This is a genomic window from Pseudomonas sp. TS_SC_3 (assembly GCF_056156225.1).
Map to the genome: position 1 here is coordinate 3208036 of NZ_CM149586.1, position 26105 is coordinate 3234140.

The window sequence follows — 26105 nt, forward strand, 5'->3', positions numbered from 1 at the left end:
AATTCCTCAAATCAAAAAACTTAAGCCCACGCTAAACAGCAGCAGGGCAAATAGACGCTTGAGCAGGCGCGGCGACAGCTTGTGCGCCAAACGGGCCCCCACGCGGGCAAAAAACATACTCGGAATAGCGATACCCACCAACGCGGGCAGGTAGACAAACCCCAGGCTCCACTCCGGCAGCTCGGGTTTATCCCAACCCAGCCAGATAAAGCTCAGGGCGCTGGCCACAGCAATTGGCAGACCACAGGCTGAGGACGTTGCTACAGCCTTCTGCATCGGCACGCTGCGCCAGGTCAGGAATGGCACACTCAGTGAACCACCGCCGATGCCAAAGATTGCCGAAGCCCAGCCAATCACCATTCCCGCCACGGTCAGCCCCGGCTTAAGTGGGACCGTACGGCTGGGGTTGGGTTTCAACTCCAGGGCCATCTGTATGGCAATGATGATGGCGAATGCGCCGATGATCTTTTGCAGCATGGGGCCCTGAATGGCCGCTGCAGTGACCGCGCCAATGGCTGCGCCGAACAAAATGCCCAGGGTCATCCAGGCAAATACGGGCCAAAGCACGGCGCCCTTACGCTGGTGTTCAAGCACCGCATTGATCGAGGTGAAAATAATGGTCGCCAATGACGTGCCGACGGCCAGATGGGTCAAAACGGCAGAGTCGAACCCCTGTGCGGCAAAACTCAGCACCAGTACCGGCACGATGATGATGCCGCCACCCACACCGAATAGGCCGGCCAGCGTACCCGCCGCCGCCCCCAAGACTAAATACAACACCAGTTCCATCGCCACCCCCGCAAACAATCCGGCATGGTAACGGATGCGCAGGGCTGGACTCTAGTTTGGGCGATGGATGTCCTCATGGGCTTTGCGTACAGTGCCAGGACCCGCTAAGGAATAGAGCGCCGTGCGACCGACCTTGTACCTGAAGCTGAGCTGTAACCAGATGCACCTCACACACCTGCAAAGTGGCCGCACGCTCAGCCTGCAAGCTGACCCGCCCTTCAGCAATCAACGCCTGCTGGTGGCCGATTTTGCGGTGGCGGAACACCTGCTGCAGCATGCGCTAGCGCAACTACTGCCCAAGCACTTCCTGCGGCTGAGCGTACCGCCCCAGCTGCTGATTCAACCCCTAGAACGCCTGGAAGGTGGCTTGTCGCAGGTCGAAGAGCGCATCTTGCTAGAGCTTGGCCTGGGCTGCGGCGCGCGTAAGGTGCGCCTGCATATGGGGCCTGAGCTGGACAGCGCTGGCGTGCTGGCGAAATTAAGGAGCTAACCCATGTGCCTGATCGTACTGGCCTGGCGCCCCGGCCATGCCCAGCCGCTGCTGGTAGCCGCCAACCGTGATGAGTTTTATGCCCGGCCAAGCCAACTGCTGGCCGAGTGGCCCGACGCGCCGGGCGTATTTGCCGGTCGCGACCTGCAAGCCGGTGGAACCTGGCTGGGCGTCGGTCCCAATGGGCGCTTTGCCGCGCTGACTAATATCCGCGCCCCTGACCAGCCACAAGGGTCGCGCTCTCGGGGTGAGTTGGCTCAGGCATTTTTGAGCGGCAGCCAGAGCTGCGCAGCCTTTCTCCAAGACTTGAAACAGCAACATCGGCACTACAGCGGCTTTAACCTGCTGCTGGGCGACCCGCAACAACTCTGGCACTTCAACTCTCAGCAAGCACGGGCCAGCGCACTGCCTGCAGGGGTGCACGGCCTGTCCAATGCCAATCTCAATACACCCTGGCCGAAACTGCTGCGGGCCAAGCAGGCGCTGCATAACAAGCTGCAGGCGCCACAGCCACACACCCTGCTCGACCTGTTGACCGACGCCACACAACCGGCGGATGCGGACCTCCCGCACACCGGCATCGGCCTGACTGCTGAGCGCTTGCTGTCCAGTGTATTTATTGCCAGCCCAACTTACGGCACGCGCGCCAGCACCGCGTTGGTCGTTAATGCCGACGGCAGCCGCAGGCTGGTCGAGCGCTCATTCGGCAGCAATGGCAGCTGGTTGGGTGAGGTTGTTGTGCAGTGTTGACGCGCTCAGTGGCTGAGGGCTAGCTCGCTGAATCCGCCGAGGGTAAACAGCGGCGAGGCGATCGTCGGGTCATCGGCGTCAGCCACCAGCAGCGGTCGGCCATCCGCTTGGAAGGCCAACCCTTCAATCTTGACCACAGGCGTCAGGCGGTTCAGCTCAACGATCGCCAGTTGCGCATCCAGTCGCCCCAGCACGCTGCCGGCACAGGCACCATCAAGGTAGCTGGAGTCGGTGGCCTCCGCCGTCGCCGTGAAATAGAGCGCGCCGCTTGGCGCCACGCTGAGATCAGTGAGGCTCAATGGCACGTCGTCCAGCGCCGGCAATTGCAGCGGCACGATACGTTGCAGCGCGGCGGCGCTCAGTTGTTGAGTTTGCAGATCACGCAGCGCCTGCTCCAGGTTGAGCACCACCAACGCATTTTCCCGGCCACGGCCATTGCCGCGCTGCGCCAGCAGCAACTGCCCCTGATAGACCACGCCACCTTCGATATTCAGGTCCTGCAAGTGCCCGGCGAGCGCGCCACACAAAGGGGTGAGGTCGATAACCCAAACATGGCCCGATTCAACCAGGCAACCGCGACAACGCCGCTTGGTTGAACCGGAGCCCAGCGCCAGCAGGCGACCTTCGGGTAATAACAACAACGCCTCGAAATCCGGCTTAAGCCGCTTACGCTGCTTGGCATCTGCAGGTAAATCGCCGGCAAGCAGCGGTTGTTCGGCCTGCCACTCGCCATTCAGGCCGTAGCGTTGCAGCACCAGCGCATCGTCAGCCAGCACCCACAGGCTCTGACCCTGACACACCAGTGCACTGACCGCCGACAGCCGCAGGGTGGCGAGCTGGCGCAATTCGAGAGGGTTATCCGCGAAGTTCAGCACGCGCGGCGTGCGCTCACGCCTGAATATCCGATGCCGGATTGATCATGCGGCCCAGCCCAAGGTTGCGCAGGGCCAGTTGCAAGGTGCTGTGGATCACATGCGGGCTGTCGATACTCATCACCTGGCCCAAGAGTTCCTTGGCCTTGCCCATGCTGATCTGCCGCAGCAGCCATTTCACCTTGGGCAGGTTGGTGGCGTTCATCGACAACCCATCAAACCCCATGGCCATCAGCAACACTGCAGCTGCCGGGTCACCGGCCATCTCACCGCAGATACTCACCGGCTTGCCTTCAGCATGTGCGCCTGCAACCACAAGTTGAAGCGCCTGCAATACGGCAGGGTGGAGGAAGTCGTAAAGGTCGGCAACCCTAGGGTTATTGCGGTCCACAGCCAGTAAGTACTGGGTCAGGTCGTTGGAACCGACCGAAAGGAAGTCCACCTGACGGGCCAATTCGCGCACCTGATAGACCGCAGCGGGAATCTCGATCATCACTCCAATCGGTGGCAATGGTACGTCGGTGCCTTCATCACGCACCTCGCCCCAGGCGCGATGAATCAGGTGCAGCGCTTCTTCCAGCTCCTGAACGCCAGAAATCATCGGCAGCAGAATGCGCAGGTTATTCAGCCCTTCGCTGGCCTTGAGCATGGCGCGGGTCTGCACCAGGAAAATCTCTGGGTGGTCGAGGGTCACACGAATACCGCGCCAACCGAGGAAGGGGTTGTCTTCCTTGATCGGGAAATAACTCAAGGCCTTGTCGCCGCCGATATCGAGGCTGCGCATGGTCACCGGCAACGGATGGAAAGCAGCCAGCTGCTCGCGATAAATCGCCAGCTGTTCTTTTTCGCTGGGGAAGCGCTCCTTCATGATGAACGGCACTTCGGTGCGGTACAGGCCGACGCCTTCCGCGCCGCGCTCCTGGGCACGCTTCACGTCGGCAAGCAGGCCGGTGTTAACCCACAGCGGCATGCGGTGGCCGTCGAGGGTTTCGCAAGGTAAGCCGCGCAGCGCATCCAGGCCCTGGGCCAGCTGGCGTTCTTCCTCGACCACTTCGGCGTATTGCTTGCGCAGTATTTCGCTGGGGTTGGTGAACACTTCGCCGTGATAACCATCGACGATCAGCTGGATGCCATCGATTTTCGAGTACGGCAGGTCCACCACGCCCATGACCGTGGGAATACCCATGGCGCGAGCAAAGATCGCCACATGCGAGTTGCCCGAACCCTGCACGGAGACCAGGCCGACCAGCTTGCCTTCCGGCACCTCGCCAAGCATGGCCGGCGATAATTCTTCACTGACCAGAATGCAGTTGTCGGGGTAAACCAGGGTCTGCTGGCGCGCCTGCTGCAGGTAGGCGAGCAAACGCCGGCCGAGGTCTTTGACGTCGCTGGCGCGCTCACGCAGATACGCGTCATCCATCAACTCGAAACGATTGATGTGCTCGCCAATCACCTGACGCAATGCGCCCTGGGCCCATTGACCGGTGCGGATGACCTTGACCACCTCATTACCGAGGGCGGCGTCTTCGAGCATCATCAGGTACACGTCAAATAGCGCGCGCTCTTCTGGGCGCAACTGAGTGGCCATCTTCGCCGAAAGCGCACGCATGTCGCTGCGTACGCCTTCCAATGCATCGTTGAACAGGGTCAATTCAGCAGCGATATCATCGACCGCCTTGTCCGGTACCACTTCCAGGTCAGCCGGTGGTAATACCACCACCGCCGTACCCACAGCGGCGCCCGGCGAGCCTGGCACGCCGACAAATTTAGCCTCTTGGATACCCTTACCCTGCCGGCCCAGCCCACGGATCGAACCGGTGGCCTCAGCATGCGCAATAACCCCGGCAAGCTGCGCACTCATGGTGACCAGGAATGCTTCTTCGCCCTCGTCGAACTGGCGGCGTTCCTTTTGCTGAACGACCAGAACCCCCATCACCCGGCGGTGATGGATGATCGGTGAGCCAAGGAAAGAGGCGTAGCGCTCTTCGCCGGTTTCGGCAAAGTAACGGTAGCGTGGGTGTTCAGAGGCGTGTTCGAGGTTGAGCGGCTCTTCACGGGTGCCGACCAGGCCAACCAGGCCCTCGTTGGGCGCCATGCTGACCTTGCCGATGGCCTTTTTGTTCAGGCCCTCGGTGGCCATCAGTACGAAGCGATTGGTTTCCGGGTCCAGCAGGTAGACCGAGCAGACCTGGCTGCCCATGGCTTCGCGCACTCGCTGCACGATAATGCCCAGCGCCGCTTTAAGGTCCTTAGCGGCATTTACTTCCTGGACAATCTTGCGCAGCGTATTGAGCATGCTTGGCTCTAGCCTGTGTCAGTCCCGCGCCAAGAGGCGCGGGGCGAGTTCTTTTAAGGCGCGACGGTAAACCTCGCGCTTGAAGGTGACTACCTGGCCCAATGGGTACCAGTAACTGACCCAGCGCCAGCCGTCGAATTCCGGTTTACCGGTCAGGTCCATCCGCACGCGGTCCTCAGTGCCGGTCAAGCGCAGCAGAAACCACTTCTGTTTTTGCCCAATGCACAGCGGCTGGCTGTGCGTGCGCACCAGTCGTTGTGGCAGACGATAACGCAACCAGCCCCGGGTGCAGGCGAGAATTTTTACATCCTGCTGCTCCAGGCCCACTTCTTCGTTCAATTCGCGGTACAGCGCATCTTCCGGCGACTCGTGGTCATTAATCCCGCCTTGCGGGAACTGCCACGCGTCTTGGTTTATCCGACGCGCCCACAGTACCTGGCCGTCATCATTGGTCAGAATGATGCCGACGTTAGGGCGAAAACCATCAGAATCGATCACGGCGCACAACCTCGTAAACGCATGTTTTGGCATTGTTCCACAAAGGCTGTCACAGCAGCAACGCGAGCGGGGCGCGTAATGGGAATGACCTGTAAAAGCCGTTATCCTCAGCCCTCTCAGACCTTTGCGAAGATAGGTGCCCTGTGCGTTTGGCTTTATTCGATCTCGACAACACCCTGCTCGGCGGCGACAGCGATCACGCCTGGGGGGATTATCTGTGTGAGCGCGGCATCCTTGATGGGATGGCCTACAAGGCGCGCAATGATGAGTTCTACCAGGACTACCTGGCCGGCCGCCTGAACATTACCGATTACCTGAATTTCAGCCTGGAAATCCTCGGCCGCAGCGAAATGGCCCAGCTGGAGCAGTGGCACCGCGAGTTTATGCGTGATTGCGTGGAGCCGATCATCCTGACCAAAGGCGAAGCGCTACTGGCCGAGCACCGTGAAGCCGGCGACAAGCTGCTGATCATCACCGCCACCAACCGCTTCGTCACCGCGCCGATTGCCGCGCGCCTGGGCGTCGACACGCTGCTGGCCACCGAGTGCGAGATGACTGATGGGCGCTACACCGGGCGCACCACGGATGTACCGTGTTTTAAGGAAGGTAAGGTCACCCGCCTCAAGCGCTGGCTCGGTGAAACCGGCCTGAGCCTGGCCGATAGCTACTTCTACAGCGACTCGATGAATGACCTGCCGCTGCTCGAACAAGTCACCCACCCCTTCGCCGTCGACCCCGACCCGAAACTTCGCGCCGAAGCCGAACAACGCGGCTGGCCGGTGATCTCGCTGCGCTGAATCCGCCGCCAATAAAAACGCCGCCTGATCAGGCGGCGTTTTTATTGTCGCAAAACATCAGGCCGGCTTGGCGCCCATCAGGCCCATGATCACCAGCAGCAACAGCATGGTCAGGCCGGCATAGGCGGCGCAGAAGCCCAACAAACGCTGGGGCGCCGCTGCACCATTGAGGGCCTGCCAGGCACCCAAGCGGCCGGCCAGCAACAGCCCCACCACCATCAGCACAGCAAACAGCACACTGCTGAGCAGCAGCCAGGTTTGGCTCAATGGCCAGCCGACCATATCCACCAGCACCATGCCGGTTACCGGCAAGCTCAGGGCGAGCAAACCGAGCACGGGCAGGCTGATCAGGCGGGTGCGCTTGAGCTTACGCTGCAGCACGGCCGCATCGCCGCTGCGTGAGGCTTTCCACAACATAAACAGGTGCACAGGCACGCCGATCAGTAGGAGGATGCCGGGCAACATGTGCAGCATTTTCAGTAACGGGTAATGTTCCATTAATTCAGTCCTACCGGGGTCTCCGGCTTAGCCAAGAAAGAGTTTGTACGCAGGATTGTCGCTTTCATCCCAGTAGCGGTAGCCAATGGCCTCCAGCGCCGCTGGCAGCAGATGCCGCTCGTTACTGGGCACTTGCAAGCCCGCCACCACTCGACCGTCCGCAGCACCGTGGTTGCGATAGTGGAACATTGAGATGTTCCAACGACCACCAAGCTTTTGTAAGAAATTGAACAATGCCCCCGGCCGCTCTGGGAACTCGAAGCGGAACACGCATTCGTCCGGCACCGCCGCGGCGTGGCCGCCGACCATATGGCGGATATGCAGTTTGGCCAACTCATTATCCGTCAGGTCCAACACAGGGAAGCCCTGGTCGCGCAGCCCCTGTACCAGCGCGGCGCGCGGGTCACTCTCGGGATGCGTTTGCACGCCAACGAAAATGTGCGCCTCACGGTCTTCGTGGTAGCGGTAATTGAACTCGGTGATCTGCCGCTTGCCGAGCGCCTCGCAAAACGCCTTGAAACTGCCCGGATGCTCGGGGATGGTCACGGCAATGATCGCTTCGCGCTTCTCACCCAACTCGGCGCGCTCAGCCACATGACGCAGGCGGTCGAAATTAACGTTGGCGCCCGAATCGATCCCCACCAGCACCTGGTCACGGCAGTTTTCGCGCTCCACGTACTTCTTGATCCCGGCCACGCTCAGCGCACCGGCTGGCTCGGTGATCGAGCGCGTGTCGTCGTAAATGTCTTTGATCGCCGCGCAGATCTCGTCAGTGCTGACGGTGATCACCTCATCGACATGGTCCTTGCACACATCAAAGGTGTGCTTGCCGATCTGCGCCACCGCCACGCCATCGGCAAACAGCCCGACTTGCGCCAAGACCACGCGCTCGCCAGCAGCCATGGCAGCCTGCAGGCAGTTCGAATCGTCCGGTTCAACGCCGATGATCTTGATTTCCGGGCGCAGGTATTTCACATAGGCCGCGATGCCGGCAATCAGCCCGCCGCCGCCGACCGGCACGAAGATCGCGTCCAGCTTGCCGGGTTGCTGACGGAGGATTTCCATGGCGATGGTGCCCTGGCCGGCAATGGTGTGCGGATCGTCATAGGGGTGGATATAGATGTAGCCCTTCTCATCGACCAGCTTCAGCGAATAAGCCAGCGCCTCGGGGAAGCTGTCGCCGTGCAGCACCACTTTGCCGCCACGCGAGCGCACACCCTGCACCTTGATCTCTGGGGTGGTCTTGGGCATCACGATAGTGGCTTTGACCCCTAGCACCTTGGCCGCCAACGCCAGCCCCTGAGCGTGATTACCAGCCGAGGCCGTCACCACACCACACGCCTGCTCCTCAGCAGAGAGCTGCGCCAGCTTGTTGTAAGCCCCGCGAATCTTGAACGAGTACACCGGCTGCAGGTCTTCGCGCTTGAGCAAAATCTGGTTGCCCAGGCGCTCGGAAAGTTGGTTGGCGGCGTGCAGCGGGGTTTCCACCGCCACGTCATAGACGCGCGAGGTGAGAATTTTTTTAACGTACTGTTCGAGCATGGCGTGATCGCAGGCGGCTTTTCAGGGAGTCCGCGAGTCTACCCCAGGCCCGCGCCGAACGACCACACAACACCGGGGTTTTCCCAGCTGCAAGCTCGCGGGCGGCACAGGCGCGCTATAATTTGCGCCCCTTACTCCCGCACCAGGCCCCATGATGAACCAGGATCAACTCAAGCAAGCCGTCGCCCAGGCTGCCGTCGACTTCATTCTCCCCAAACTCGACGCCAAGAGTGTGATCGGCGTGGGCACCGGCTCCACTGCCAACTGTTTTATCGATGCCCTGGCCAAGCACAAATTTGATTTTGACGGCGCCGTCGCCAGCTCCGAAGCCACCGCCGCGCGCCTCAAAGACCACGGCATTGCAGTGTATGAGCTGAACAACGTCAGCGATCTGGAGTTTTATATCGACGGCGCCGACGAAAGCGACGCGCAGCTCAACCTGATCAAGGGCGGCGGCGCAGCCCTGACCCGCGAGAAAATCGTCGCAGCCGTGGCGCGCACCTTTATCTGCATTGCCGACGCCAGCAAGCTGGTGCCGGTGCTCGGCGCCTTCCCGCTGCCGGTGGAAGTCATCCCGATGGCGCGCAGCCACGTCGCCCGCCAACTGGTCAAACTCGGCGGCGACCCGGTGTACCGCGAGGGCGTGGTGACCGACAACGGCAACATCATCCTCGACGTGTTCAACCTGTCGATCACCCACCCCGCCGAGCTGGAAGGCCAGATCAATGCCATCGTCGGCGTGGTCACCAATGGCCTGTTTGCCGCCCGCCCGGCCGACCTGCTGCTGCTCGGCACCGCTGAGGGTGTAAAAACCCTCAAGCGCACCTGATCAACGCCCATCGCAGCACATCATAGGGGCGGTGCAAAAATGGATCATGTCGGCAGACAGCCCGCGCCCTAGGCGTCATGCTGCCGGCATTGCCCAGTAGGATTATCAGGGAATTTCTATGTCCGCATTCGTCGCAACCGCCCATGATCGCCAGCTGGAACTGGCCGACCTGCTGCGTGAGCTGGTCGCCCAGGGCCGGACCACTCAAGACAATGCCGAGCAATGCCTGGCGATCCGCCACAGCGCCCCCAACAACCCGCAACACCCGCTGGAGTTTCTCGCCGCTCAGCAACTCGATGACCTCAAACATCCGGGCAAAAAGCTTGAGCTCGAAGGGCTGACCAGCTGGCTGGCGGCGCAATGCGGGCAACCCTTCCTGCGCATCGACCCGTTGAAGATTGATGTCGCCGCCATCACCCCGCTGATGTCCTACGCCTTCGCTCAGCGCCACAAAATTCTTGCCGTGGCAGTGGACAGCGACAGCGTCACCATCGCCAGCAGCGAGCCGCTCGTCCACAGCTGGGAAGCCAACCTGACCCATGTGCTCAAGCGTTCGATCAAGCGCGTGGTGGCCAGCCCAACAGATATCCAGCGCTTTACCGTGGAGTTCTATCGCCTGGCCAAATCGGTCAGCGGTGCCTCGGCCGGCGACAGCAAGATCAGCAACGTCGGCAACTTTGAGCAGCTGCTCAACCTCGGCGCCCAGGACCAAGAGCCTGACGCAAACGATGCGCATGTCGTCAATATCGTCGACTGGCTGTTCCAGTACGCCTTTACCCAGCGCGCCAGCGACATTCATATCGAACCCCGCCGCGAGCAAGGCAGCGTGCGCTTTCGCATCGACGGCGTGCTGCACACCGTCTACCAATTCCCGCCGCAGGTGACCATGGCCATCGTCAGCCGCCTGAAAAGCTTGGGCCGGATGAACGTGGCGGAAAAACGCAAACCACAGGACGGCCGGGTCAAAACCAAGACGCCGGACGGCGGCGAAGTTGAGCTGCGCTTATCGACCATGCCCACCGCCTTTGGCGAAAAAATGGTGATGCGGATTTTCGACCCCGAAGTGCTGCTTAAAAGCTTTGATCAGCTGGGTTTCTCCGCCGATGACCTAAAACGCTGGAAAAGCATGACCAGCCAGCCCAATGGCATCATTCTGGTTACCGGCCCCACTGGCTCGGGCAAGACCACCACGCTCTACACCACCCTCAAGCAGCTGGCGACCCAAGAAGTTAACGTGTGCACCATCGAAGACCCGATCGAAATGATCGAAGGCGCCTTCAACCAGATGCAGGTGCAGCACAACATCGACCTGACCTTCGCCAGCGGCGTGCGCGCGCTGATGCGCCAGGACCCAGACATCATCATGGTCGGTGAAATTCGCGACCTGGAAACGGCCGAGATGGCGATCCAGGCCGCGCTGACCGGGCACCTGGTGCTGTCGACCCTGCACACCAACGATGCCCCCAGCGCCATTACCCGTTTGCTGGAACTGGGCGTACCGCACTACCTGCTCAAAGCCACCCTGCTCGGGGTCATGGCGCAGCGCCTGGTGCGTACCCTGTGCCCACATTGCAAAGCGCCGCATGAGCTGGATGAAGACGGCTGGCAAAGCCTGACCAAACCCTGGAGTGCGCCGATGCCAACTCAGGCGCACAGCGCCGTGGGCTGCCTGGAGTGCCGCGACACCGGCTACCGAGGCCGCGCCGGGGTGTATGAAATCATGCTGATCAATGATGCGATGAAACCGCTGATCACCGCTGATACCGACCTGATTGCCCTGCGCCGGCATGCGTTCAAGGAAGGCATGCGCAGCCTGCGGCTGTCCGGCGCGCAGAAGGTTGCCGCTGGGCTGACCACCATTGAGGAAGTGCTACGGGTCACCCCGCAAAGCGAGCAGAAGTAAGCGCCTAGCTTCTCGGCAAACGCGGCTGGCGGGCGAGGATGCTCGCCACCCGCTGCGGCTTGCACTCCAGGTAGGCGGAGGCTTGCAACAAGCGCTGATCGGAGTGCCAGGCAAAGAGAAACTGCCCGCCCTTAAGCTGATCCACCACCATCCGCGCCACTTCCGGACGCACGGCCGGGCAACCGAGGCTGCGCCCGATCCGGCCCTGACTCTGCACCAACCTCGGGCTGACGTAAGATGCACCGTGAATAACGATGGCGCGCTCGCGGGCCAGGTCATTCAGCCCAGGCTCCAAGCCGTCCATGCGCAAGGAATAGCCGTGCTTACCGCGGTAGCTTTCCGCGGTACGAAACAGGCCGAGGCTGCTCTGATGGCTGCCCAGGCGATTGGAGAAATTCTCGGCATAGTTCTCCCCCGACTGGCGCCCATGGGCGACAAAATCACGCAACAGCAGATGCTTGCGCTGCAGATCGAAAATCCACAATCGCCGCTCGGTGGAGGGCCGCGAATAATCGATTACCGCCAAACGGCGGGCCGGCTCAGCACCATGGTTGACCGCGCACTGCATGGCCGCCAGCGCATGACGCAGCGCCTGCTGATCAAGCCCCGGCGCAATCCGCGTCAGGTCCCTGAGCAATCCTCCCTGCTCTGCCGCCAATGCTGAAAACGGCATGCAAAAAAACCAAACGCCAATCAGGCAGAACCTGCCAAAACGCCCAACCATATGCGTTATACCTCTAAGTACCTGAAAACGCCCTGTCACAAGATCCGACGCCCCTCTGCCTATACTGATTGCGGCCACGCCGCTTTTAGAGCCTAGTCACGCCATACGGTGCGTCGACCCTGCGGCGTGAAAAGCCTGCACGGCGCTCGCTTGCAAGAGCGTAAACGTACGCTTAAACCAAGGACTGGAGCAGTAGATTGTTCAAAAAACGCACACTTTACCTGAGCATCGCCCTGCTCACCCTGCCACTGGTCGCGAATGCCGACAACGCACCGTTCGCCACCCACGCTGATCTGCGCCCATTACTGACGCAGCTGGAGCCATACTGCGGCGCATTACCGGCCAGCCTCGACGAGAATGCCCAGCACTTGTTGCAGGCTTTCTATGCCCAGCGCGGCGGCCAGCCTGCCTGGCAAAACGCCGAGCAAGTCGTGCAATTACGTGAGCAACTGGCGCAATTAGCCGACGACGGCCTGCAGCCCAGCGAATACCTACTGCCTAACCTGAGCGAGGAGCACGTCGCCCAACAGCCTGACTGCGCCGACCTGCTGACCAGCCACAGCTACCTGCAGGCGCTGATGCACCTGCGCCGTGGCCGCTTGCTGCCACAACTCCTGGAACCGCTGTGGCAGGCGCCCGGGCAAACCCACCCGGACCCGCAACTGGCGACCCTTTCGCTGGCCCTGCTGCATGTGCACACACCGTCCCTGGCCTTTGCCAGCGCACGCCCGGCCACCGGGCAATACCAACGGCTGCGTAACGCCTATGCGCAACAGCGTCTGCTGCCGCTGCCGGCATGGAAGACGCTCGCAAGCGGCCCGCTGCTAAAGCCTGGCGGCAAGGATGTGCGCTTGCCAGAGTTGCGAGCACGGTTAATTGCCCAGGGCTACCTGGCGGTACCGTTTGAGGAGCGGGGCAGCACTTATGATTTGGCCACGCAAAGCGCCCTGGAGCAGTTCCAGCGCAACCACGGCCTTAACCCGGACGGGATTCTCGGCCCCGCCAGCCTGACCGAGCTGAACATCAGCCCAGCGCTACGCCGCGAGCAGCTGCGCACCAACCTCGAACGCCTGCGCTGGCTGGCCGACACCATGCTTGAGGCCGAGGTGCTGATTAATGTCGCCGCCAGCGAGTTGCAGGTGCTGCGGCACAATCAACTGCTCTGGCGCACCCGCACCCAGGTCGGCCGCGCCGAGCGGCAAACGCCACTGCTCGCCTCACGCATTGTGCGGTTGACCCTCAATCCGACCTGGACCGTGCCGCCGACCATTCTGCGCGAAGACAAACTGCCGGCCATCCGCGAAGACATCAGCTACCTCGAACGCCATCAGTTCAGCGTGCTCGACCGCGATGGCAACCTGCTCGACCCACAGAGCATCGACTGGGAAAACCCCGGCGCGATACGCCTGCGCCAGTCCGCCGGCAGCCATAACCCGCTCGGGCGCGTAGCCGTGCGCTTCGACAACCCCTTCGCGGTTTATCTGCATGACACGCCCAGCCAGCAGCTGTTCAACAAGGCCCCGCGCGCATTCAGCTCGGGCTGCGTAAGGGTCGAGGCCGTCGACAGCCTGCTCGCCTGGCTGCTCACGCCGGAGGAACTGGAGGATGTGCAAGCGCGCATTGCCAGCGGCAACACCCAGCAATACCGCCTGCAACATCCCGCCCCGCTGCTCATTGCCTATTGGACGGCCGAAGCGACAGACGATGGCGCCCTGCGTAATTACCCGGACATCTACAATCGCGACGCCCGCCTGATCCAGGCGCTCACACAAACGCCGTATTAAGGCCTGAACGCCCGTTGTTCGGCACACTCTGCAACGGCATCGACAGCAGCACCCACGCCAACTGTGCTTAGATACTTAAACCGCTAATTCGCAAAATCGAACCCACTAGGAGCTCCACCACATGGAAATCGGCAGCGTCATTTTTCTTTTTGTCGGCCTCGCCGTCGCCATCGTCTTTATGGGCTTTAAGGTCGTACCGCAGGGCTTTGAATGGACGGTGGAGCGCTTCGGCCGCTACACCAACACCCTTAAACCCGGCCTGAACATCATCGTGCCGGTGATGGACAAAATCGGCCGTAAGCTCAACGTGATGGAAAACGTGCTGGATATTCCGCCGCAGGAAGTGATCACCGCCGATAACGCCACCGTACAGATCGACGCCATTTGCTTCTTCCAGATCATCAACTCGGCCCAGGCGGCGTACGAGGTAAACAACCTTGAACATGCCATCCGTAACCTGGTGATGACCAATATCCGTACCGTGCTCGGCTCCATGGAGCTGGACGCCATGCTCGGCCAGCGCGATGCGATCAACGAGAAACTACTACGCACCGTCGATGAAGCCACCGCGCCATGGGGCATCAAAATCACCCGCATCGAGATCAAGGACATCAGCCCGCCCGCCGACCTGATGGCCGCTATGTCCGGGCAGATGAAAGCCGAACGGATCAAGCGCGCGCAAATTCTCGAAGCCGAAGGCCTGCGTGCAGCGGCCATCCTTACCGCTGAAGGGCAGAAACAGGGCGACATCCTTAAGGCCGAAGGTCAGCGTCAAGCGGCCTTCCTTGAAGCTGAAGCACGCGAACGTGCCGCCCAGGCGGAAGCCGAAGCCACGCGCATGGTTTCCGAGGCGATTGCTCAGGGTAACGTGCAGGCGGTCAACTATTTCGTTGCGCAGAAATACATCGAAGCCCTTGGCCAATTGGCCAGCGCCAACAACAGCAAGGTGATCCTGATGCCACTGGAAGCCAGCCAGGTGATTGGCGCGGTGGGCGGTATCAGTGAAATCGTGAAAGCCACCTTCGCCGAGAAGAAGGGTTAAGCCATGTGGGACACGCTGCAGCACCTGTCGTACTGGAACTGGTTGGCAATCGGCACCTTGTTGCTGATTCTTGAAGTGTTCGGCGCGGGTGGCTATTTGCTGTGGATCGGCCTGGCCGCCGCCAGCGTCGGCCTGCTGACCTTTATATTTCCGGGCTTGCCATGGGCGGCGCAGTTCATCCTGTTCGGTGTGCTCTCGATACTGACCGCCGTGTTCTGGTGGCAGCGCCAACGCAGCGCGGCCAAACCCTCCGATCAACCGGGGCTGAACCAACGTGGCAGCGAATTTATGGGGCGCGGTTTTGTGCTGCATGAGGCCATCAGCGCCGGACGCGGCAAGATCAAAGCAGGCGACAGCCTGTGGCTGGTAACCGGCCCGGATCTGCCGGCCGGTGCGCCGGTGCGCGTGGTGGGCCAGGAAGGGGTGGTGTTGCGAGTTGAGGCTGAGTAGCCCGCCTGACCACTGACCCGGCACTGGCGGATAACGCCACGTGCCGGGTTAACTCGCAGTCACTTAGGCAGTGCGTAAACCTTAAACAGCACCTTGACCATTTCCCCCGGCTCGCCAAAGTAGCGGCTGTAAATTTGCTCCAGCTCGCCCGAACGCTGGGTCTCGCTCAACGCCGTATCAACCAGCAAGCGGAAGTCTTCATCACCGCGCGGCAACGCCATGGCCACCGGCGCATATTCGTAGATACGCTCCAGCACTTGCATGGCGCTGGCATCATCACGCTTGGCCAGGTAATTTTTCAGCAGCATGCGTTCTGAGAAGAAGGCATCGGCCTTACCTTCGGCCACCAATTGCACGCCCTCCTCCTGACTGCTGACAGTCACCACCGTGGCGACCACACCCAGCATGCGTTGCTGCTTGCGAATCCAGGCCTCTGTGGCTTCACCCTGTTTAACCGCGTAGGTGTGGTTGGCCAAGCCGCGATTGATCGTGGCGCGCCAGGTCGGCCCACTGTGCGCGACCTCACCGTTAAGCACTTTGAGCAGTGCTTCGGGGGCATCATTGCGCACCAATACCGCCAGACCTGCCGTGTAAATTGGCAGCGAGAAGCTGACGTTTTTGCGCTGCGTGAGGCTCTCCAGCGTCGGCGAGCAAATCAGATCGAGCGATCCATCACGCACCGCTGCCAGCCCTTGCGCCTCAGTAACCGGCTGAAAACGCACCTGCAAATCGGGGATGTTAAGCTCGGTTTTGACCTGCTCAACCACCTTCTGGCACAGCTCGATGGCATAGCCTGTTACTTCACCGTTTTGCAGGCTGCTAAAGGGCGCGATGTCGTCGATGTAGCCCAAATTAAGCGTGTTGCTGCCTTCGACGCGCTGCAAGGTATCGGCATTGGCAACAGGCGACAGCGCCAGGAGGCAGACCAACAGCAGATTGAACGGATTACACAGGTTAAAATTCATATCCATATCCCCAGATTCAAAGGGTTTACTGGCCATTAGGCCTTACCTGATGCGGGTTGCTCAGCGACAAAGCGCTTGGCGATAAAGCCATACAGTAGGTAGCCCAACGCCAGCACCAGCATGGAGCCGAACACGGCATCCTTGCCTGAGGCATACAAGGCGTAGAAGCAATAAACCATGGCCACCATCAGCACCATCACGTTACGCATGTAGATCGTTGCGCTGACCCGTGCCTTGTACATGATCACCATCAAGCCGGAGAGCGCCGTGATGTAGGGGATCAGGTTGGTGACCGCCGCCAGGTTGACCAGCTTGCTGAACTGCTCGCTGGCATTGGGTGAGATGGTCGAAAGGGCCAGCAGGGTTTGCAGCACACCGCATACGATCATGCCGATAACCGGCGCGTTGGCCGCCGTCACCTTGCCGAACAGCTTGAAGAACATGCCCTGATCGGCCGTGACCTTGGCGGTTTGCGCCAGGGTGAATTGCCAACCCAACAGCGAACCAATACAGGCCATCACCGCCAAGCCCATGATGATGTTGCCAATAAAGGGGTTGAACATCTGCGCATAGACATAGGCAAAGGGTGCGCTGGAATTGGCCAGCTCAGCGTTCGGCACAATCCCCTGAATCACGGTGGTCGACAGCACATAGACCACTGCCGCGCCCAGGGTGCCGAACAGGCAGGCCAGTGGCACGTTGCGCTCGGGGTTTTCCACTGCATCGGAGTTTTGCGCCGCAGACTCCATACCGAGGAAGGCCCATAAGGTCAGCGGAATACTCTGTGCGATGGCATCGCTGAGCGGCATGTTGTGTGGGTTCCAAGCCTCCTTGAGGATCTGGGCGTCAAACCAGAACCAGCCAATCACACTCAGCCCCGCCACCGGAATGATCACGCCCCACACGGTGATGGAGCCGATTTTGCCGGTGATGTTGGGGCCACCGAAGTTGGCCACCGTGGTCAGCCAGATCAGCCCCACAGTGCCGACAAACAGCGGAATCGCGCCCGTGCCGAGCCAGGGGAAGAACGGCGTGAGGTAACCCACCGCGGAAATACCGATGGCCACGTTGCCGATGGCCAGCGAGAGGAAATACAGAAACGAACAGAGGAAGAACGCCGACTTACCGTGCGCCTCCTCGCTGTAAGCCGACATGCCGCCCGAGCGATGACAGTAAATCCCGCACTGGGCAAAACAGTAGGCAATGGCCATGGAGCCAACGGCCGTAATGATCCATGACAACAGCGAAACGGCCCCCAACTGGGCCATGCTCGACGGCAACATGATGATGCCCGAGCCCATCATATTGACCGCCACCAGGGTGGTGAGCCCCACCAGGCTCATCTTCTTGCTTGACGCAGCCATCGACCTCTCCTTGTTCTTCGCAGCACTGACTCAGCCAGCACCACCTGATGTGGCAAAGAACCTGTCGGCGGCCTCAACCGCCAGCAGGCTCAAGCGCTTACTGTTTGACCACATACACCTTGTACGTCAGCCCACCGAGACCATCGCGCTCGATCTCGACGCCATGATTGTCGTGCTCAAAACCGGGGAAGTGGCTGTCGAATAGCTCCATGGCCAGCAAGTAATCGATGATCGCCTGCTTGTTTGCGCCGGCCTTCTCGCCCGGCATCATCAGCGGAATGCCCGGCGGATAGGGCACGATCTGCACGGCCACGGTACGGTCCTGCATGTCGCGCACGGCAATCTGCTCGACCTGGCCTTTAACCAGGCTGGCAAAGGTGATGCGCGGCGAAGACACCACATCGGGCAGCAAGCTGAAGGCGGCGTCCATGTTATGCAGCAGCTTGGAGGCGAGCATGTCCGTATGCATGGCATCGGCCAGGTCTTTGAGGCCCATGCCGCTGTAGCGCGCTGGGTAGTTGGCGACCAGCTCGGGCATCACCAGTTCCAGCGACGCGTTCTGGTCGTAGTGCTTCTTGAACTCCAGCAAGCCGGCCACCAGTGAGCCCCATTTGCCCTTGGTCACGCCCAGGCTGAATAGCAGGAGGATCGAATACGGCTCGGTTTTTTCCACCACAATGCCGCGGCTGGCGAGAAAGGACGACACCAGCGGTGCCGGAATGCCGCTGTCTTGCATCTGCCCTTCAAGCGTCTGGCCGGGCGTCAGCACGGTGACCTTGATCGGGTCGAGCATGCAGTAATCGCTGCCCAAATCCCCGAAGCCATGCCAGTTGGCCGTTGGCTTGAGCACCCAGGCATCGCCATGGTGCAGGGTCTGCGGGTCCAGCTCGGCAAACGGCACACCGTTGACTTCATCCGGCTGCCACACGCCAAACCACCAATCCTGCGGGTTGCGTTTGCGTACTTCGGTGCCCAAACGAACCATGGCCTGGCGAAAGCTGATGGCCTCACTGATCGACTCATCGGTGAGGTACTCGCCGGCGTCGTCCATCATCTTCGCCGAGACATCGGTGGAGGCGATGATGCTGTACTGCGGCGAGGTCGAGGTGTGCATCATAAAGGCTTCGTTGAACAACGCCGGTTTGACCGGCACCTTGCCCGAGCGGATATGGATCATCGACGCCTGCGACAGCGCCGCCAGCAGCTTGTGGGTGGAGTGGGTGACGGTCACTGTGGCGTCGTCGGCATGCCGTTCGCCGCGGTGCATGCCGTAACGGCCCTCATACAAGGGATTGAAGCGCGCGTAGGCGTACCAGGCTTCGTCGTAGTGAATACGGTCGACGCTGCGGCTCAGCTCGCGGGTGGTGGTTTGCACGTTGTAGCAGAGGCCGTCATAGGTCGAGTTGGTCAGCACGGCCAAAACCGGACGCGCCTGTTTGTCAGCCATCAGCGGGCTTTCGGCAATTTTCTGCGCCACCGCCTCAGGCGTCAGCTCGCTGCGCGGCACCGGGCCGATCAGCCCGCGCGCATTACGCCGAGGACGCAGGTACAGCGGCACCGCGCCGGACATGTTCAGCGCGTAGTTCAAGGATTTGTGGCAGTTACGGTCGACCAGCACGGCGTCGCCATCGGTGACAGCCGAGTGCAAGACGATCTCGTTACTGGCTGAACTGCCGCCGACTGAGAAGAAGGTGTAATCCGCGCCGAACACCCGCGCGGCGTATTTCTCGGCTTCGGCAATCGGCCCGGAATGGTCATTCAGCGAACCCAGCTCTCCGACCGACACACTGAGGTCGGAGCGCAGCATCTGCTCGCCGTAAAAATCGAGAAAGCTGCGGCCCACGGCGGTTTTCATAAAGGCCGTGCCGCCGGTATGCCCCGGCGTATGCCAGGAGTATTCGTGGGTGTCGGCGAAGTTCACCAGCGCGCCAAAAAACGGCGGCAGGATGCTGTCCAGATAACGCCGGGCGGCGGCCTCGATGCGCCCAGCGACAAAGTCCGGGCTGTCCTCGGGCTGCCAGATAAAACCGTCGATATTCTCGACAAACTCCAGCGGCACTTGGCTATGGTGGGCCTGGCTCATGCCGAGCATGATCGGCAACTGCGCGGTGCGCTGACGGATCAGTTGGATCAGGCTCATCGCCTGGAGCAGATTGTCCTCGCACGCGCCCCAGCCGAGGATCACGCAGCAATACGCCGGATTGGCACGAAAGGCGATTTCGGCATCGCCCAGAGAGCTAACCCGCGTCACCTCTAGGCCATGCTGCAACAAGGCCTGAGCCACCGCTTCGGCACTGCGCAGAACGATGCTGTCAGGGTTTTCCTGGGTGTTGACCACAATCAACACCGGGTAACGTTGGGCCAGTGAGGCCGGCAACGGCAACTTGGCATGACTCATACAGAACTCCTTCTCAATGAATGCCGCTGCGCGGGTAACCGGCGTATTGCAGTTACCCGCGCTTGATCACGGGTTAAGGCACCAGAAGTGGTAGTCGCCGTCTTTATGCACAGCGCCCTCCACTTCTTTCTCAAAACCGGGGAAGTGATTGCCCCAATCCTGCAGGGCTTGGATATAACGAATCCAAGGGCCATCCAGCGGCCCCAGGTTCTCACCGGGCATAACAATCGGAATACCCGGCGGATACGGCATGATGCCAACGGCGGTGACGCGCCCGGCTGCCTGATGCAGCGGCAGCAGTTGCGCCTCACCAGCTTGCAAGGCCTGAAACGCAGCGCGTGGGGTGGTCTCGATGTGCGGCAGGTTGCCAAAGGCCTCGGCCTGTAGCGCATCCATGCGGCTGCTGCGCATGTACTCAAACATCTCGGTGCTCAGATCGCGCAAACCCATGCCTGCATAACGTTGCGGGTTTTGCGCAAGCAGGTCCGGCAGCACGCGTTGCAGCGGCGTGTTGTTGTCGTAATGGCGTTTGAAGGCCAGCAGCACGTTGATCAGCGTGGCCCATTTGCCTTTGGTCACGCCGATGCTGAACAGGCACAGCACCATAAAGTCGGTGATGCGCGAGGGCACGATGTTGTTGCGATAGAGGAAGGCACCGAGGATCGGCGCGGGAATGCCCTGTTCAAGCAGGTGCCCGTCAGCCCCCATGCCCGGCACCATGATGCCGACCTTGATCGGGTCGAGCATGCACCAGCCTTCTTCTAGGCCGTCAAAGCCGTGCCACTGCGCACCCGGCTCTAGCGTCCAGCAGGCCGGGTCGCTTACCAGTTGCTCGGGGTCAGCGTCGGCGAAATCAACTGGGTTGCCGGTTTTACTGTCGCGCACCTGTGGCGCGTTCCACGGCTGGAAGAACCAGTCGCCACGGCTGGCAAACTCGCGGTGGGTGCGCGCCAGCGCCTGACGAAAATCCACGGCCTCGCGAATCGAGTCCTGGGTCAGGGTGTAGCCGCCCTTGCCGTCCATCATCGCCGCGCCCACTTCGTTGGAGGCGAACAGGGCATACAGCGGTGAGGTGCTGGCCTGAATCACAAACGACTCATTGAAGCGGCTGTGCTCGACCGGGTTGCGGCCATTACGAATATGGATAAACGAGGCCTGCGACAGCGCGGCCAGCAGCTTGTGGGTGGAATGAGTGGCAAACACCGTGGGCGCATCGGCTTTGTGGCTGCTGGGCTCACCGCGCATGGCAAAACGGTTCTGATACAGCGGATTAAAGCGCGCGTAGCCGTACCAGGCTTCGTCGAAATGGATGCGGTCGCTGCTCTGCGCCAGCAGATTTTCCGCGCGCTCGGCGTGCAGGCACATGCCGTCATAGGTGCAGTTGGTGACCACTGCGTAGACCGCTTTGTCACCCTTGGCCTGCGCGCGCAGCGGGTGGTTGGCAATGGCTGTTTGAATACGCTGCGGGTCAAACTGCGCGGGCAATAACGGCCCGATGATGCCGTACCGGTTGCGCGTGGGCGTCATGTACAGCGGCAGTCCGCCACTCAGCACCAGGCCTTGCTCGATGGATTTGTGGCAATTGCGGTCGCACAGGGCGAACTGGTTTTCGCCGACGCAGGCCATAAAGATCGCCCGGTTCGAGCCCGAGGTGCCATTCAATACCGAGTAGGAGGCATGGGCGCCGAAGATGCGCGCCACGTAGGCTTCGGAGTCCGCCACCGGGCCGCTGTGATCCAGCACCGAGCCGAGGTTACCGCGCTCAATGCCGCTGTCAGCACGAAACAGGTTTTCACCAAAGAAGTCGAAAAATACCCGTCCGACCGGCGATTTGGTAAAGGCAATCCCACCCTGGTGCCCCGGCGCGGCCCAGGAGTGTTCGTCCTTGCGGGTGTAGCGCAGCAGCGCATCGGTAAAGGGCGGCAGTAAGTGTTCAAGGTAGCGGTTGATCGCGGCAATCACCCGGCCAACAACAAAAGGCGCGGTGTCTTCGAGCATCCAGACGAATTCATCCGCCAACTCCATGGCCTCGACGGTGATGCTCTTTTTCGCGTTACGATCGGCCAGCAGAAACACCGGCAGGTTCTCGTTGCGCTGACGAATGGTGCGCAGTAATTCCAACGCCTGGGCGTGCGAGGCATCATCGTTCTTGCCCAAGGTCCAGTCGACGCACACGCAGTGCAGGGCGGCATCGGACACCACGGCCGCCAGTGCGTCATCAAACGAAATGGCTTTGATCAACTCGGCATTGCGCTCGGCAAATTCCTCCACCAATTCGTTCAGCACGCGGCCACGCATGCTGCCAGGGCTGCCCAGGTCGTCATCAACCAGCAGCACACGCATTTTCAGGGTTTTGTTGGTGCGTCCAATCATTACATTGCCTCCACAGTCCTTTGGCGCAAATTCGGCCGACAACGTATACCTACGCGCCCGTTCAAAGGTGCACAGAACAGCCAGCCAAGGGATGCCCTTGGAAAAATCTGCCGCTGACTATGCGCCAAGCGCACGAACATTCTGTGACATGGATCAACAGCCTAGCCAGCATTGTGAGGCGCGCCAATTTTCTAAGGGGATAAACAACGTGGCGGGATAAATAGTCGTATCCGCGCCACTAGGCCGCTACGCCCTGACAGGCCGGAACCACAAAAAAAGCCCTGCTAGGCAGGGCTTTGGGGTGAGCTGATCGCTTAAGCGTCACTGTCGGCGGCCGCTTTATAAGCCGCCGCATCCAGCAGCTTATCCAACTCGCTGGCAGCACTTGGCTTGAGCTTGAAGAACCAGCTGCCATATGGGTCGCTGTTGACGCTTTCCGGGCTGTCGGCCAAGCCATCGTTGATCGCGATCACTTCACCGGAAACTGGCGCGTAGATATCGGAGGCGGCCTTGACGGATTCCACCACACCCGCTTCCTGACCGGCATTCAGGGTTTTGCCGACTTCCGGCAGCTCGATGAACACCACATCACCCAGGGCTTCCTGAGCGTGGTCGGAAATACCTACGGTAACGCTGCCATCGGCTTCCAGGCGCGCCCATTCGTGGCTGGCGGCGTAACGCAGATCGGCGGGGATAGTGCTCATGTGTCGTTCCTCATCTGGCATGACGGCGACCACGCCGTCATGGAAATTTAGCAGGCCTTGGCCATACCGAAAGAAAGTCTTTTAAAACCTGGCGCGGCGCTCAAAACGCGCGCGCTCAACCGTCCATGGCCAGACGAGGCTCAGATCAGAGCCTTGCCATTGCGTACAAAAGTCGGCTTCACCACCCGCACCGGGTACCACTTGCTGCGGATTTCCACTTCAGCACGCTCACCGGTCGTGACCGGCACGCGTGCCAAGGCGATGGATTTACCCAGCGTTGGCGAGAAACTGCCGCTGGTGATCTCACCTTCGCCGATCCCTTCAACCCTTACTACTTGGTGCGCACGCAGCACGCCGCGCTCTTCCAGCACCAGGCCCACCAGCTTAAAGCCGACGCCTTCAGCCTTTTGCTTCTGCAAGGCAGCACGGCCAACAAAGCCACGGTTGGCCGGCTCCCAAGCGATGGTCCAGGCCATGTTGGACGCCAGCGGGGTAACGCTTTCGTCCATGTCCTGACCATACAGATTCAGCCCGGATTCCAGACGCAGGGTATCGCGCGCGCCCAGGCCAATCGGTGAAATACCGGCACCGACTAAATCATTCAGGAATGCCACAACCTGGTCAGCAGGCAGGATGATTTCCAGGCCGTCTTCACCGGTGTAACCGGTACGGGCGATAAACCAGTCGCCATCCGGCTGGCCTTCAAACGGCTTGAGACGTTGAATCAAACTGGCGCGGGACGAGCTGACCAGCTCGGCGGTCTTGCTACGGGCGTGCGGCCCCTGAATCGCCAACATGGCCAACTCGCTGCGTTCGTGCAACTGCACATCGAAGTCGACGCTCTGCAGGCGCATCCAGGCCAGGTCTTTGTCACGGGTTGAGGCGTTGCTGACCACGCGGTAACCCGCATCCAGCAAGTAGACGAGCAAATCATCCACCACCCCGCCCTGCTCGTTGAGCATGGCGCTGTAGAGGGCCTTGCCAGTCGTTTGCAGGTGCTCAACGTCGTTGGCCAACAGGTGTTGCAGGTATGCCTTGGCCTGGCTGCCGCTGACATCCACCACGGTCATGTGCGACACATCGAACACCCCGCAGTCGCGACGCACTTCGTGGTGCTCCTCAACCTGCGAGCCATAGTGCAACGGCATGTCCCAACCGCCGAAGTCAACCATCTTGGCACCCAACGCCAGGTGCAAGTCGTAGAGCGGTGTGCGCTGTCCCATGAGTGTCTCCTTGCGGGCTGGGCAGTGCAGCGGCAACCCGGCAGCGCCCTGAAAACAGGGCGCAAATGCGGGCTATAAAGTGCTGGGCCGCTGCGAATGGCGCGCATTGTAGCCGCAACACCGGGGGCGGTCATCCCAACGCAGCTGCCTGGCGCATAACGGCCGCTGGCTAGCCAAGGCGACGCGCCGAGCGGCGGATCAGCAGAATCACCGGCAATAGCCCTACCAGCACCAGGGTCAAGGCCGGCAAGGCCGCGCGCGCCCACTCGCCTTCACTGGTCATTTCAAACACCCGCACCGACAGCGTGTCCCAGCCAAAAGGCCGCATCAGCAGGGTCGCTGGCATTTCTTTGAGCACATCAACGAACACCAACAGCGCCGCCGACAATGCACCCGGTACCAGTAAAGGCAGGTACACCTTGAAGAACAGCCCTACACCGCCCACACCCAAACTGCGCGAGGCTTCGGGCAGAGACGGACGAATGCGCGCCAGGCTATTTTCCAACGGCCCGTAGGCCACCGCCATAAAGCGCACCAAGTAAGCCAGCAGCAGCGCCGAGAGGCTACCGAGCAGGATCGGTTTGCCCGCACCGCCCAGCCACGTGGACAGTGGAATCACCAGCTCACGGTCCAGGTAACTGAACGCCAGCATGATCGCCACCGCCAGCATCGAACCGGGCAAGGCGTAGCCGAGGTTGGCCAAGCCAACGGTGGAGCGCATCAGCCGGGTTGGCGCCAGGCGCCGGGCGAAGGCCAGCAGCAAGGCCACGCTAACGGTGATCAGCGCAGCCAGCGCGCCTAAGTAGAGGGTGTGCAGGATCAGCGCGCTGTAGCGCTCGTCCAGATCGAAGCGCCCGCGCTGCCAGAACCAGACGATCAGCTGCAGCACCGGGATGACAAACCCGCAGGCGAACACCAGCCCACACCACGCACTGGCGGCCAGCGCTTTGCCGCCTTTGAGGTGGTACAGCGCTTTGCCGCGCGGCCGTTCATTGGTCGGGCGCACCGCACCACGGGCACGGCGCTCGCCGTACAGCACCAGCATCACGGCCAGCAGCAGCAGGCTGGCCAGCTGGGTGGCACTGGTCAGGCTGTAAAAGCTGTACCAGGTTTTGTAGATGGCGGTGGTGAAGGTGTCGAAGTTAAACACCGACACCGCACCGAAATCCGCCAGGGTTTCCATGATCGCCAGCGCCAAGCCGGCACCAATGGCTGGCCGCGCCATCGGCAGGGCCACGCGCCAGAATGCCCGCCAAGGGCTGAGGCCAAGCACACGCGCCGCTTCCATCAAGCCTTTACCCTGGGCCAGAAAAGCGTTGCGCGCCAGCAGGTAAACATAGGGATAAAACACCAGCACCAGAACGATGATCACTCCGCCGGTGGAGCGCACCCGCGGGAAGCGCACGCCGCTGCCGAACCACTCGCGCAGCAGGGTTTGCAGCGGGCCGGCAAAATCCAGCAATCCCACAAAGACAAATGCCAACACATAGGCTGGGATGGCAAATGGCAGCATCAGCGCCCAGTCCAACCAGCGCCGCCCCGGAAACTCACACAAGCTGGTGAGCCAAGCCAGGCTAACGCCCAACAGCGTCACCCCAACGCCCACTCCCAAGACCAGCGCTAAGGTATTACCAAGCAGGCGCGGCAGCTGGGTTTGCCAGAGGTGCGCCCAGATTTCCTGGTCGATCTCATGCCAGCTGAACAGCAACACGCTCAATGGCAGCAGCACCAGCAAAGCAACAGCGAAGGCGATGGGGTACCAGCGGCGCTGGGCGGGATGGGCCACGCTAAATCCTCAAAACAGTTTGCTCAAC

At 61.0% G+C, this 26105-nt stretch carries 22 protein-coding genes; 8 read left to right on the top strand and 14 right to left on the bottom strand.

What is annotated here, in order from left to right; translation table 11 throughout:
• Positions 1–6: 6 nt before the first annotated feature.
• Positions 7–789, bottom strand: a complete 783-nt coding sequence (locus AC0J6G_RS15155) for a sulfite exporter TauE/SafE family protein (RefSeq protein WP_475249065.1) — start codon at positions 787–789, stop codon at positions 7–9.
• 121 nt (positions 790–910) lie between these two features.
• Between AC0J6G_RS15155 and AC0J6G_RS15160 the strand changes: the two genes are divergently transcribed.
• Both AC0J6G_RS15160 and AC0J6G_RS15165 read left to right on the top strand, forming a co-directional pair.
• Positions 911–1279, top strand: a complete 369-nt coding sequence (locus AC0J6G_RS15160) for a hypothetical protein (protein ID WP_475249067.1) — start codon at positions 911–913, stop codon at positions 1277–1279.
• 3 nt (positions 1280–1282) lie between these two features.
• Positions 1283–2029, top strand: a complete 747-nt coding sequence (locus AC0J6G_RS15165) for an NRDE family protein (protein WP_475249069.1) — start codon at positions 1283–1285, stop codon at positions 2027–2029.
• Between the two features lie 5 nt (positions 2030–2034).
• Here the strand turns inward: AC0J6G_RS15165 and AC0J6G_RS15170 are convergent, their stop codons facing one another.
• Genes AC0J6G_RS15170 through AC0J6G_RS15180 form a run of 3 tightly spaced genes read right to left on the bottom strand, consistent with a single transcriptional unit; the run spans position 2035 to position 5695 of the window.
• Positions 2035–2904, bottom strand: coding sequence for a DUF6929 family protein (locus AC0J6G_RS15170; protein WP_475249071.1), 870 nt, complete (start codon positions 2902–2904; stop codon positions 2035–2037).
• A 13-nt stretch (positions 2905–2917) separates the two neighbouring features.
• A complete protein-coding gene (gene ptsP / locus AC0J6G_RS15175; RefSeq protein WP_475249073.1) occupies positions 2918–5197 on the bottom strand; it encodes a phosphoenolpyruvate--protein phosphotransferase in 2280 nt (759 codons plus the stop codon).
• 18 nt (positions 5198–5215) lie between these two features.
• Positions 5216–5695 carry an RNA pyrophosphohydrolase gene (locus AC0J6G_RS15180; RefSeq protein ID WP_475249075.1) on the bottom strand — a complete coding sequence of 160 codons (480 nt, stop codon included), beginning with the start codon at positions 5693–5695 and terminating at the stop codon, positions 5216–5218.
• Positions 5696–5838: 143 nt separating this feature from the next.
• On the opposite strand from AC0J6G_RS15180, the gene AC0J6G_RS15185 reads away from it, so the two are divergent.
• Positions 5839–6492: a histidinol-phosphatase gene (locus AC0J6G_RS15185; RefSeq protein WP_475249077.1), complete on the top strand. Its 654-nt coding sequence runs from the start codon at positions 5839–5841 to the stop codon at positions 6490–6492.
• Positions 6493–6549: 57 nt separating this feature from the next.
• Here the strand turns inward: AC0J6G_RS15185 and AC0J6G_RS15190 are convergent, their stop codons facing one another.
• A complete protein-coding gene (locus tag AC0J6G_RS15190; protein WP_475249079.1) occupies positions 6550–6990 on the bottom strand; it encodes a DUF2269 family protein in 441 nt (146 codons plus the stop codon).
• Positions 6991–7017: 27 nt separating this feature from the next.
• Positions 7018–8532 (bottom strand): threonine ammonia-lyase, biosynthetic, encoded by a 1515-nt coding sequence (ilvA, locus tag AC0J6G_RS15195; protein ID WP_475249081.1) that lies wholly within the window; start codon positions 8530–8532, stop codon positions 7018–7020.
• A gap of 154 nt (positions 8533–8686) precedes the next feature.
• Here ilvA and rpiA point away from each other — a divergent pair, with 154 nt between their 5' ends.
• A complete protein-coding gene (rpiA, locus tag AC0J6G_RS15200) occupies positions 8687–9361 on the top strand; it encodes a ribose-5-phosphate isomerase RpiA (protein WP_475253776.1) in 675 nt (224 codons plus the stop codon).
• Positions 9362–9479: 118 nt separating this feature from the next.
• Positions 9480–11264, top strand: coding sequence for a type IV pilus assembly ATPase TfpB (tfpB, locus tag AC0J6G_RS15205; protein ID WP_475249083.1), 1785 nt, complete (start codon positions 9480–9482; stop codon positions 11262–11264).
• Positions 11265–11268: 4 nt separating this feature from the next.
• On the opposite strand, the gene AC0J6G_RS15210 is transcribed toward tfpB, so the two are convergent.
• On the bottom strand, positions 11269–11937 hold the full coding sequence (locus tag AC0J6G_RS15210; protein ID WP_475249084.1) for a murein L,D-transpeptidase catalytic domain family protein: 669 nt from the start codon (positions 11935–11937) through the stop codon (positions 11269–11271).
• Between the two features lie 248 nt (positions 11938–12185).
• On the opposite strand from AC0J6G_RS15210, the gene AC0J6G_RS15215 reads away from it, so the two are divergent.
• The 3 genes from AC0J6G_RS15215 (at position 12186) to AC0J6G_RS15225 (ending at position 15264) form a co-directional block, all read left to right on the top strand.
• On the top strand, positions 12186–13772 hold the full coding sequence (locus tag AC0J6G_RS15215; protein ID WP_475249086.1) for a L,D-transpeptidase family protein: 1587 nt from the start codon (positions 12186–12188) through the stop codon (positions 13770–13772).
• A gap of 121 nt (positions 13773–13893) precedes the next feature.
• Positions 13894–14814 carry an SPFH domain-containing protein gene (locus tag AC0J6G_RS15220; protein ID WP_475249088.1) on the top strand — a complete coding sequence of 307 codons (921 nt, stop codon included), beginning with the start codon at positions 13894–13896 and terminating at the stop codon, positions 14812–14814.
• Between the two features lie 3 nt (positions 14815–14817).
• Positions 14818–15264 (top strand): NfeD family protein, encoded by a 447-nt coding sequence (locus AC0J6G_RS15225; protein WP_475249090.1) that lies wholly within the window; start codon positions 14818–14820, stop codon positions 15262–15264.
• A gap of 59 nt (positions 15265–15323) precedes the next feature.
• Here the strand turns inward: AC0J6G_RS15225 and AC0J6G_RS15230 are convergent, their stop codons facing one another.
• From AC0J6G_RS15230 to AC0J6G_RS15260, 7 genes are all read right to left on the bottom strand, one after another.
• The gene (locus AC0J6G_RS15230; protein WP_475249092.1) at positions 15324–16229 is read right to left on the bottom strand and encodes an amino acid ABC transporter substrate-binding protein; all 906 of its coding nucleotides are present in this window, start codon (positions 16227–16229) and stop codon (positions 15324–15326) included.
• Positions 16230–16264: 35 nt separating this feature from the next.
• A complete protein-coding gene (gene potE / locus AC0J6G_RS15235) occupies positions 16265–17593 on the bottom strand; it encodes a putrescine-ornithine antiporter (protein ID WP_475249094.1) in 1329 nt (442 codons plus the stop codon).
• Positions 17594–17690: 97 nt separating this feature from the next.
• Positions 17691–19991, bottom strand: a complete 2301-nt coding sequence (locus tag AC0J6G_RS15240; RefSeq protein ID WP_475249096.1) for an Orn/Lys/Arg family decarboxylase — start codon at positions 19989–19991, stop codon at positions 17691–17693.
• 66 nt (positions 19992–20057) lie between these two features.
• Complete coding sequence (locus tag AC0J6G_RS15245; RefSeq protein WP_475249098.1) at positions 20058–22364, bottom strand: Orn/Lys/Arg family decarboxylase; 2307 nt, start codon at positions 22362–22364, stop codon at positions 20058–20060.
• Positions 22365–22678: 314 nt separating this feature from the next.
• Positions 22679–23068 carry a glycine cleavage system protein GcvH gene (gene gcvH / locus AC0J6G_RS15250; RefSeq protein WP_475249099.1) on the bottom strand — a complete coding sequence of 130 codons (390 nt, stop codon included), beginning with the start codon at positions 23066–23068 and terminating at the stop codon, positions 22679–22681.
• A 140-nt stretch (positions 23069–23208) separates the two neighbouring features.
• Positions 23209–24291, bottom strand: coding sequence for a glycine cleavage system aminomethyltransferase GcvT (gene gcvT, locus AC0J6G_RS15255; protein ID WP_475249101.1), 1083 nt, complete (start codon positions 24289–24291; stop codon positions 23209–23211).
• A 169-nt stretch (positions 24292–24460) separates the two neighbouring features.
• Entirely contained in the window at positions 24461–26077 is a 1617-nt protein-coding gene (locus AC0J6G_RS15260; protein WP_475249103.1) for an ABC transporter permease, read from the bottom strand.
• Between the last annotated feature and the right edge of the window lie 28 nt (positions 26078–26105).